Source organism: Psychrobacter sp. AOP3-A1-26 (genome assembly GCF_052378235.1).
Classification (GTDB): Bacteria; Pseudomonadota; Gammaproteobacteria; order Pseudomonadales; family Moraxellaceae; genus Psychrobacter.
In genome coordinates this window covers 1-9,683 of the sequence record NZ_JBQSXN010000104.1, presented here as the reverse complement: position 1 = coordinate 9,683, position 9,683 = coordinate 1, and the positions used below count along the sequence as shown (strand labels likewise).

General features: G+C 40.7%; 7 protein-coding genes, 2 pseudogenes and 1 other annotated feature. Of the genes and pseudogenes, 7 read left to right on the top strand and 2 right to left on the bottom strand.

The features are described 5' to 3' along the window. The coding region (locus tag ACT3TU_RS12805; protein WP_444784462.1) for a recombinase family protein at window positions 1–257 on the bottom strand (257 nt) is incomplete at its 3' end. Between the two features lie 625 nt (window positions 258–882). Here ACT3TU_RS12805 and ACT3TU_RS12800 point away from each other — a divergent pair. Next, complete coding sequence (locus ACT3TU_RS12800; RefSeq protein ID WP_087815693.1) at window positions 883–2,502, top strand: AbgT family transporter; 1,620 nt, start codon at window positions 883–885, stop codon at window positions 2,500–2,502. A 118-nt stretch (window positions 2,503–2,620) separates the two neighbouring features. Continuing rightward, window positions 2,621–2,770 (top strand): annotated as a pseudogene (locus tag ACT3TU_RS12795) (IS982 family transposase); the annotation flags it as partial. A gap of 37 nt (window positions 2,771–2,807) precedes the next feature. Here the strand turns inward: ACT3TU_RS12795 and ACT3TU_RS12790 are convergent. Beyond that, a pseudogene (locus ACT3TU_RS12790) lies at window positions 2,808–4,014 on the bottom strand (IS3 family transposase). Beyond that, window positions 3,623–3,739, bottom strand: a sequence feature (AL1L pseudoknot). Its footprint overlaps the pseudogene before it by 117 nt. A gap of 638 nt (window positions 4,015–4,652) precedes the next feature. On the opposite strand from ACT3TU_RS12790, the gene ACT3TU_RS12785 reads away from it, so the two are divergent. From ACT3TU_RS12785 to ACT3TU_RS12765, 5 genes are all read left to right on the top strand, one after another. After that, the gene (locus tag ACT3TU_RS12785) at window positions 4,653–5,813 is read left to right on the top strand and encodes a DUF819 family protein (RefSeq protein WP_193007182.1); all 1,161 of its coding nucleotides are present in this window, start codon (window positions 4,653–4,655) and stop codon (window positions 5,811–5,813) included. Window positions 5,814–5,828: 15 nt separating this feature from the next. Beyond that, window positions 5,829–6,161: a DUF3870 domain-containing protein gene (locus ACT3TU_RS12780; protein WP_226914304.1), complete on the top strand. Its 333-nt coding sequence runs from the start codon at window positions 5,829–5,831 to the stop codon at window positions 6,159–6,161. Window positions 6,162–6,221: 60 nt separating this feature from the next. Then, complete coding sequence (locus ACT3TU_RS12775; RefSeq protein WP_193007183.1) at window positions 6,222–7,313, top strand: dipeptide epimerase; 1,092 nt, start codon at window positions 6,222–6,224, stop codon at window positions 7,311–7,313. A 199-nt stretch (window positions 7,314–7,512) separates the two neighbouring features. Next, the gene (locus ACT3TU_RS12770; RefSeq protein ID WP_087815685.1) at window positions 7,513–8,640 is read left to right on the top strand and encodes a M14 family metallopeptidase; all 1,128 of its coding nucleotides are present in this window, start codon (window positions 7,513–7,515) and stop codon (window positions 8,638–8,640) included. 367 nt (window positions 8,641–9,007) lie between these two features. After that, on the top strand, window positions 9,008–9,683 hold a 676-nt coding region (locus ACT3TU_RS12765; RefSeq protein WP_444784461.1), incomplete at its 3' end, for an LlaMI family restriction endonuclease.

Below are 9,683 nucleotides of genomic sequence, written 5' to 3'. Positions count from 1 at the left end.
CGCTGCTTTAGAATTGCAAAATCATCTTGAGATAATCTGCTTAATCTATCCACGCTTTCAACCAGCAGAATATCCTCTTGATTGGCATCATTAAGTAACTTAGTGAGTGCCGGTCTATCTAGCTTCGTACCACTGAAATGTTCAATGTATTCAGCATAGATATCATCATAGCTTTTGCTAAAGCTAATCAAGTCAGACAAGGCTCTCTTAGCGTCTTGATCCTTAGTGCTGGCTCTCACATAAATACGAACGGTCATAACACCACCTCTATTACTTAGACCTAATAATTAATGTTCATTGATAATAGTAAGATATTACTATCTTTTAATAATATAAAAAAGTCTAATGATAGATAGATTATCATTTAAAGGTTTTATGTTTTAGGTATAGTGAAGTGATAGGGTGACGGAGCAGGCGGTAGTACTTTAATATTGGCCCGAACTCATATTACAACTTATGATCATTAATAAAATCAACCATCACTTGGGCGGTCCGCCCATTTCCTCCTAGGCATAAAAGCGCCCGCGTTCCTTATAGTTTCGTTGGCTTATTTGAGCTCTTTATTTTTGCGCTCAAGCGCTTTGATGACTGACCAAGAGGCATTATAGTTCGGTTAAGTTGTTCATGGAAGAAATCCTGTTTGCATAAGTTGGTCTTGGTAAACCTACTTTAGCAATTGTGAACTTCTTGTTTTTGTCTTTTTTGGCGCTCCCTTCTTCTGAACTGGGGTTACTTATTACTCAAAATTCTAAACAATTTGTTTTATGAGACAAAATTATTTGTTTCTGTTTTCCAATTATGTTCCAATCATAACCTTTTATCGGTGTTTTCATACACTTTAAGCGCATCAAAAGTACTTAATCTTGAAGGAGATAATCGGCTATGCAAGGAAGTAACTCGCCAAATGGCAATCCGCCACATAATAATTTTGATGCAGCAGAGCAAGACTCGCGCATGCAGCGGTTTTTAAAAGGAGTAGAGTGGCTCGGTAATTTACTACCGCATCCTGTTATTTTGTTTGTATGGATGTCAGTATTTTTACTGGTTCTTTCAGCAGTCCTGTCTTACTTTGGTATATCGGTAATCGATCCACGACCAGAGGGTGCAAGCGGCCGTAGCGCTGATGGAACTATTGAGGTCGTCAATTTATTAAACGGCGAGGGCTTAGCTCGTATTGTTGAAAACTTGGTGACCAACTTTACTGGTTTTGTGCCACTTGGTACGGTGCTGGTAGCACTACTTGGTGTTGGTATCGCTGAGCGCTCTGGAATGATATCAGCCGCACTACGTGGGCTAGTGTTAAACGCGCCAAAGAAAATGGTTACCTTTACTATTGTGTTCGCAGGTATTATGTCAAACACGGCCGCTGAGCTTGGTTATGTGGTTTTGATACCACTTGCTGCGGTCATATTTCACTCTCTTGGTCGACATCCATTAGCTGGTATCGCGGCGGCATTTGCTGGGGTATCTGGTGGCTATAGCGCTAATCTATTACTTGGCACAGTTGATCCTTTATTATCAGGGATTACTCAAGAAGCGGCACGTATCATCGATCCAGCTTACACTGTTGGAGCAGAAGCCAACTGGTACTTTATGATGGTGAGTACTTTTTTGATTAGTGGTTTGGGTTATCTTGTGACCGAGAAAATCGTCGAGCCAAGCCTTGGTAAGTACAATCCTACTGACGCCGATGATCCCTCAGTATTAGATACCAAAGCTGAGCGCGTATCTACTATTGAGAAAAAAGGACTTTTTTGGGCTGGTATTAGCATGCTGGTATTCTGTTTATTATTGGCTTGGACCGTGGTACCTGCTGACGGCATCCTGCGTAATGCTGAGACAGGTCTGTTGTCAGGTTCGCCGTTTTTAAAGGGTATCGTTGTCTTCATTTTTGTGTTCTTTGCCATACCTGGTTATATATATGGAAAGATTACTGGTAGCATAAAAAACAACCAAGATGTAGTAGATGCGATGAGCCATGCGATGAGCTCGCTCAGTATTTATATCGTCTTAGTCTTTTTTGCAGCGCAGTTTACCGCCTTCTTTAATTGGTCAAACCTTGGTTCTGTAATGGCAGTATCTGGTGCAACTTTCCTAAACGATATTGGTTTAACAGGTCCTTTCTTATTGATCGGTTTTATCTTGATATGTGCGGTGGTTAACTTGATGCTTGGTTCGGCATCTGCGCAATGGGCCGTGACAGCACCAATATTTGTCCCCATGCTAATGCTAACTGGCTATGCGCCTGAGATGATACAGGCCGCATACCGTATTGGAGATTCGACTACTAATATCATTACCCCTATGATGAGCTATTTTGGTCTCATTATGGCAGTTGCTATTCGTTATAAGAGAAATACTGGTGTTGGCACACTTATGGCGATGATGTTACCTTATTCAATTGCGTTCTTAGTTGGTTGGATTATTTTATTTTGCGTCTGGGTGTTTGTATTTGGTCTGCCAGTAGGCCCTGGTGCAGAGACGTTTTATCCTGCTAGATAGTAGTGAATCAAAGGTTTGCTAAATGACCCCAGTTCGGGATAAGGGAGCGCCAAAAAAGAAGTCCACAATTGCTAAAGTAAATTTACCTAGACCAACTTATGCAAAAAGGACTTCTTACATGGACAACTTAACCGAACCATACTGCTACATTGACGACCTTTACCAATCATTCAAGCCAGAGTTTGAAACGCAAATCATCGCTAGTGGCCGGCGTCGATTAAGAGCATGCCAGATAAATGTAGCAGAGATAACGGCCTTCTTGGTACTGAACCGCCCCGACTTTATCGGAGAGTGATTTACTTGAGTCAGGCAGCGATGCCTGACAGGGTTAAATTATCATAATACCGCTTTTCAAACTCAAAGGGTGACACATATCCAATCGTGTTCTATTAAACCAATCCACCCATTCAAGGGTTGCTAGTTCAACATCGTTCACACCAGTCCAGTTCTGTTTTAAATAATGAATCACCTCAGACTTATAAAGCCCGTTGACCGTTTCAGCTAATGCATTATCGTATGAATCGCCTGTCGTACCGACAGAAGCTATAACACCGCATGTAGCCATTTTATCAGTATAGCGAATGGATAAATACTGAACCCCTCGATCACTGTGATGAATCACATCTTTGGGATAGTTTCTATCTGCTATTGCTTGATTTAACGCCGCCATCACCATATCTGTGTTCATACGATTAGATACTTTCCAGCCCACAATAGCGCGAGCAAACACATCAATAATAAAAGCGGTATACACCCAGCCGATTATCGTCTTGATATAAGTAAAGTCTGCCACCCAGAGCTGGTTAGGGCGATGAGCGCTAAAGTTACGATTAACCAAGTCATCAGCACGCTTTTGATCATCACGGCTGTGAGTTGTTATTTTACCCTTACCGCGCCAGACACCTTGTAGGCCATGCTGTCTCATTAAACGCTCTATGGTACAACGAGCAACCTTTAACCCGTCAGCTTTCATCTGCTGCCATACTTTACGCGCACCGTAACGGCATTTGCTGTCCTGCCAGATACGTTTAATCTCGCTGATGTAAAAGTCGTCATGTTGACTGCGCAGTGAGCGTTTTTCAGGGTAGCTCTCCAAGTCTTTAGCACGGTGATAGGTTGATGGGGCAATCGGTAATACTCTACAGATCAGCTCGACCCCATAATTATTCTTATGATCGTCGATGAATTGAATCATGATTTTAGTCAGCGGTCGAGCTCCGCCTGGGCGAAAAAAGCGGCAGCCTTACGTATGATCTCAGTAGCTTGCTTGAGCTCTCTATTCTCGCGTTCAAGCTCTTTAATACGTTGATCTTGGCTTTGAGCTTGTACCGACGCAGGAACGGTTTGATCGTTGTATTTTTTATGCCATGATCGTAGGGTTTCAGGCGTACAGCCAATCTTAGGAGCAATGGCTTGAATAGCTGACCATGTGGAGGGATAGTCGCCTGACGCTTCAATAAGCATGCGAACGGCGCGTTCTTTAATCTCAGGAGTGTAGGCTTGTCTTTTCATTGTCGTATTCTCTCAGAATGTTGAGTCTCCGACAATCCCGGGGCGGTTCATAAATACCTAAATAGACTGTTATAAGTGGTTCCATTATAGCAGTCTGTTTTAAGTGGCCTGTTAATAGGTTCGAAGGGTGAAATAGCTGGTTCCGCTAGGGTATACATTAATAAAAAGCAAAGTAGGATTTTCTGAAATTGCAATCTTCCAAGTTAATGTCTACTAATTTAAAATCAGAGTTGAATTTTTTGATATAGATTTTTACCTTTTTTTTCTCTAGACTGTCCTTCTGAACATTTTAGTATGGTTCTTGTCATACTAAAATAATCTGTGGTGTGCATAAAAATTATGCTACCTATGAAAGTCAAGATAAGAAGAGATATCTTGCATAAGTTATCGCTAGGCCGTTTGACTCCATTAGTGCAAGTCAATGAACTGCTGCTTTCGCGAAAAATCTAAGGAGTCCGTACTTGGTTCTCGGACTCTAAAAGACTTTCAAGGTACCTAAAGTTATTTAAATATTGATCAGCATACTTTTTGATACACCACCAAGTAGTCAACTCCCTTACTCAGTTAATTATATATTACACGTCATAAGAGAGACTTGATAAACCATCATACATAAATTGTATTTATAGGGAAATACTATGATTACCAATGGTTTTTCATACGTCGCGATTATCGTGTTTTTTGCAGGTTTAGTTATTTTTACGGAAAAAAATACTAAACTTAAATTTTTTAAGTATATCCCCGCTATTGTTGTTATCTACTTTGGCGTCATGATTATGTCTTCAATTGGTCTTTGGGAGCGATCAGGAGAAATCGCAGATTCTTACGATGCACTAAAACATGCCATTCTCCCTGCCATGATCTTTTTAATGCTACTTAAAGCAGATTTAAGACAAATCGTCAAACTTGGACCAAAGATGCTTATAGCATTCTTTGCTGCTTCAATTACTATCGGTATTGGTTTTATTATTACTTACGCCATATTCAAAAGCATGTATCCGCCTGAAGGTTGGAAAGCATTTGCAGCCCTTTCAGGAAGCTGGATGGGTGGTACTGCTAATATGGTAGCAATTCAGGGAGCGCTTGAGATTAATGATGCCGATATGGGTTATACCCTGCTCATTGACTCTATTGATTATGCTGTCTGGGTTATGGTCCTTTTAGCCTTAGTCCCCTACTCAAAAGTGTTCGATAAGTTCACAAAAGCGGATAGAAGCACGCTTGAGCAGGTTGCTGAAAACCTAGAAAAAGAAAGTGCAAAGCATAGACAGGAGATCGAATTTTCTGATCTTATGATGCTTACTGGTACAAGTCTTATTATTGCTGCTGGTGCATGGTATCTTGCTGACTTACTCCCTAGCACTAGCTTTTTGAGTGGTACGACTTGGGCGGTCATCATTGCCTCAACTATCGGTATTGCCTTGGGTATGACCAAGTTCGGAAAAATTCCAGGTTCGAATCAGATTGCAAACGTCATGCTTTACACCTTAGTTGGTCTCATTGCTTCAGGAGCAAAATTCTCTGAACTGACAGAAGCGCCACTTTACATTTTATCGGGCTTTATGATACTTGGCATACACTTGGTATTGATGATAATTGTCGCCAAAATCTTCAAACTGGATCTGTTCAGTTGCGGTGTCGCCAGTCTGGCAAACGTAGGCGGGGTTGCCTCTGCGCCCATACTTGCAGCTGCTTATGGAGAGGCATTAATTCCTATTGGAGTCCTGATGGCAATGCTTGGTTATATTGTAGGTACCGGTGGTGGACTATTGGTAGGTAGTATTCTCTCAATAATATAATCAAAAGGCATCGTTATGATAAGTTTGTATGATAAAAACACAGTATATGTAGTAGGGAACGGCAAAACAAATCTTGATAATGCTATTACCGAGAGATATAAGATATTCTTTATTGGTTTTGTCATCGATATTACTGATGACAAAATCATTGATCTTGGTTGTTCTACTACCGTTGATATCACCTCAAATTTTATCAAAAGCATTTTTATAGGGAAAAGCTTTGATGGCTACGATCTTGAGATAGAAAAAGACATAGTGACGAGATATTTTGGAAGCTCGCAAAAAGCCATCATTATTGCCTATAAAGATGCGGTAAAAAAATACACCAAAATAAAAGCTAATATATGAGTTCAGCATAGCTAAATAGATATGCTGAACTTATTTATCAAGCAATTGTAAGGAAACGCAATGAAAATTACAGATATAAAAATAGGGTATATATCAGTACCCTTAACCACACCATTCAAAACAGCACTTAGAACCGTTAAAAGCGTCAATGATGTTATCGTTGAAGTACACACGGATACGGGAAGTATAGGCTATGGTGAAGCCGCTCCGACAGGCGTTATCACAGGTGATACTACAGGTGCCATCGTTGGCGCTATTGAAGACCATATAAAAAAGGCGCTTATAGGTTTAGATATAGAAGACCTAGAAACCATTATGACCAAGCTTGATAATTGTGTCATTAAAAACTACAGTGCAAAAGCGGCAGTTGATATCGCTATCTACGACCTATTTGGTCAACTCTATAATGCACCCGTATACAAACTACTTGGTGGCCATAGAAAAGAGTTAACCACAGATATTACGGTCAGTATCAATGAGCCTGAGGAGATGGCACAAGATAGTATTAAAGCGGTTAAATTAGGCTATAAAACGCTGAAAATAAAAGTAGGTAAAGACGGTAAAAAAGATATGCTAAGAATGCAATCTATACGTGATGCCGTCGGTTATGATATCGACTTGAGGATTGATGCGAATCAAGGCTGGAGTCCAAAAGAAGCAGTTAGAGCCCTAAGGAATATGGAGGATGCTGGACTTAATATAGAGCTTGTTGAACAGCCTGTTTTGGCGCATGATTTGGCAGGATTCAAATACGTAACCGATAATATAGATATTCCGACGGTGGCAGATGAGAGTGTCTTTGGGCCTTATGACGCTTTGAAGATTATGCAACTAGGTGCAGCAGACATCATCAACATAAAGCTTATGAAAACCGGTGGTATCCATAATGCTCTAAGGATCGTCTCTATGGCAGAAGTCTACGGGGTCGAATGTATGATTGGGTCTATGCTTGAGTCAAAAGTCAGCGTAACGGCAGCCGTTCATCTAGCAGCTGCCAAGAGTGTAATCACTAAGTTTGACCTTGATGGACCTATATTATGCAGTGAAGATCATGCTCATGGCGGCGCTATATATGACCATTATAAAATCACGCTAAGTGATGCACCGGGTTTTGGCATTACGGGCATTGATGGCATAATCTACCAAGACTGAAGAAGCCAAAAGAGCTGGGCAACTATTTATTTAACTTTTAACAATTGACTGATTAAAGTGATGAGTAGTTGTCCATTTTTTAGACTACTAGCCTTTAAAATAGGCTGTCTTAGATTCATCTTTTATTTTGGGTTAGTCAGTGTCTTTATCTCACTTGAGTGTGATTGATTACTCTACAAAACCCAATTAAGGAAATATTATGCATATCAGTGCCCATTTCGATAGCGGTAATATCGAAGTTATTAATTCAGACGATAAAAATAACATCCAGTTAGCTATTCGTCCAGACGTCGGTGGTGAATTTTTTCAGTGGTTTAACTTTCTTATTCAAGGTCAGGTGGGCGAGCATTATGTGCTCAACATCGTTAATGCTGGTGGAGCTTCATACCTTGAAGGCTGGGACAGCTACCAAGCGGTTGCCTCATTCGATCGTGATTATTGGTTTCGTCTGCCCACCTCATATAAAGACGGCACCTTGACCATAGAAGCGGATATGGAATACGACACGATTCAGATTGCCTATTTTGCCCCTTACAGCTACGAGCGTCATCTGGACCTGTTGGCATCAGTGCAGTTGCATCCGCTAGTAACTTTAGAGCATTTAGGGGAGACGCTTGATAAGCGTGATTTGACAGTAGTAAAAATCGGTGATGGGGATAGTAATAAGCGCAGTATCTGGATTACAGCGCGTCAGCATCCAGGTGAAACCATGGCTGAATGGTTGGTCGATGGACTGATTCATAGCTTACTTGATAATGATAATGCTAGCGCTAGGTTATTATTGGACAAAGCTAACTTCTATATTGTGCCTAATATGAACCCTGATGGTAGTGTGCGCGGACATCTGCGCACCAACGCAGTCGGTACTAATCTTAATAGAGAATGGTCAAACCCAAGTTTAGACAAAAGCCCTGAGGTCTTTTATGTGATCAATAAAATGCAGCAGACTGGTGTTGATCTATTTTATGATGTGCACGGTGACGAAGCCTTGCCCTTTGTATTCCTTGCAGGCTCACAAGGTGTGCCAAGTTATAATGACCGCCTCGCATGTTTGAGGGAGAGGTTTTCAGAAGTGTTAAAATTAGCTAGTGCCGATTTTCAAACGGAAAAAGGTTATGAGGTTAATGCGCCGGGCAAAGCGAATATGAGCCTCGCTACTAACTGGGTGGCCGAGCGTTTTGATTGTTTGGCTAATACATTAGAGATGCCTTTTAAGGATAATGATAATGTACCTAATGTAGCTACAGGCTGGTCACCAGAGCGTTCAATTAAGCTAGGTGAAGCCTCGTTAGTTGCAATGCTATCGGTCGTGGATGATTTACGTTAGTTAGTGATTTAGACCAACTAATTTAGGTAGATTCTTGAGCAATTAACAATTCAAACCCTAGTAAGTACTTCTTGCTAGGGTTTGAATTGTTATAGGACGAAACGAAACTACGCAGTTTAATTCTATTTGGTGGTATTTCACTGCTTACGACTTTTTGTGCGTTGTCTGTCACATTATTACTCGATTAGTAAGCCCATTTTTATCTCCCCAATGCTTAGATACGCATACAAGCTACCCATGATGGTAAGCCCTCTTAATTTTTATCATCTAATTCGTAACCCTTGCTTGTAATTTGATAAAAAACCTTTCAACACTCTGTATGATAGCTTCTTCAAGAAGATACCACTTAGTGACAAAGGAGTTTTTCATGCAAGAAGCTATTTCAAATGAAGAGGTGCAAATTATCAAGCTTTTCAAAGAGAATGTTTATGGTAGATCACCCAATATTGACGGCTTTAATCAGCGCCATGACGGAAAAGCAGGTCACTGGCTAGAGCGACAAATGGGCATAGCCGCGAATGCTAACAACGAGCCAGACTTATACGGCTATGAGATGAAAAATTCTACTGGTAGTAAGACCACTTTTGGAGATTGGAGTGCTAATTACTATATCTTTAAAGACAAAGAAATTGATCTTGACCGCACGCAATTTATGGAAGTGTTTGGTAAACCTAATGTAGAAAAGGGTGGACGTTACTCATGGTCAGGTAGCCCAATTCCTAACTTTAACTCTCCATCAACCTATAATGGCTCAGAAATGGTTTTTGATGATGCAAAGAACATAATCATCGTTTATAACTACTCAAAAGATCCTCGCCCTGATAAAGCAAATATAGTCCCACCAAGCCTACAACAAGAGGGAGTTATCCTAGCCCGTTGGGATAGAGATAATTTGAATAGCAAACTAACAAAGAAGTTCGGCCATCACGGTTGGTTCAAGTGTAATAAAGGCAAAGACGGCTGTTACAATCAGATCGCTTTTGGTGAGCCAATGATCTTCGATAATTGGATTAAGCTTGTTGAGCAGGGCATAGTATTTTTTG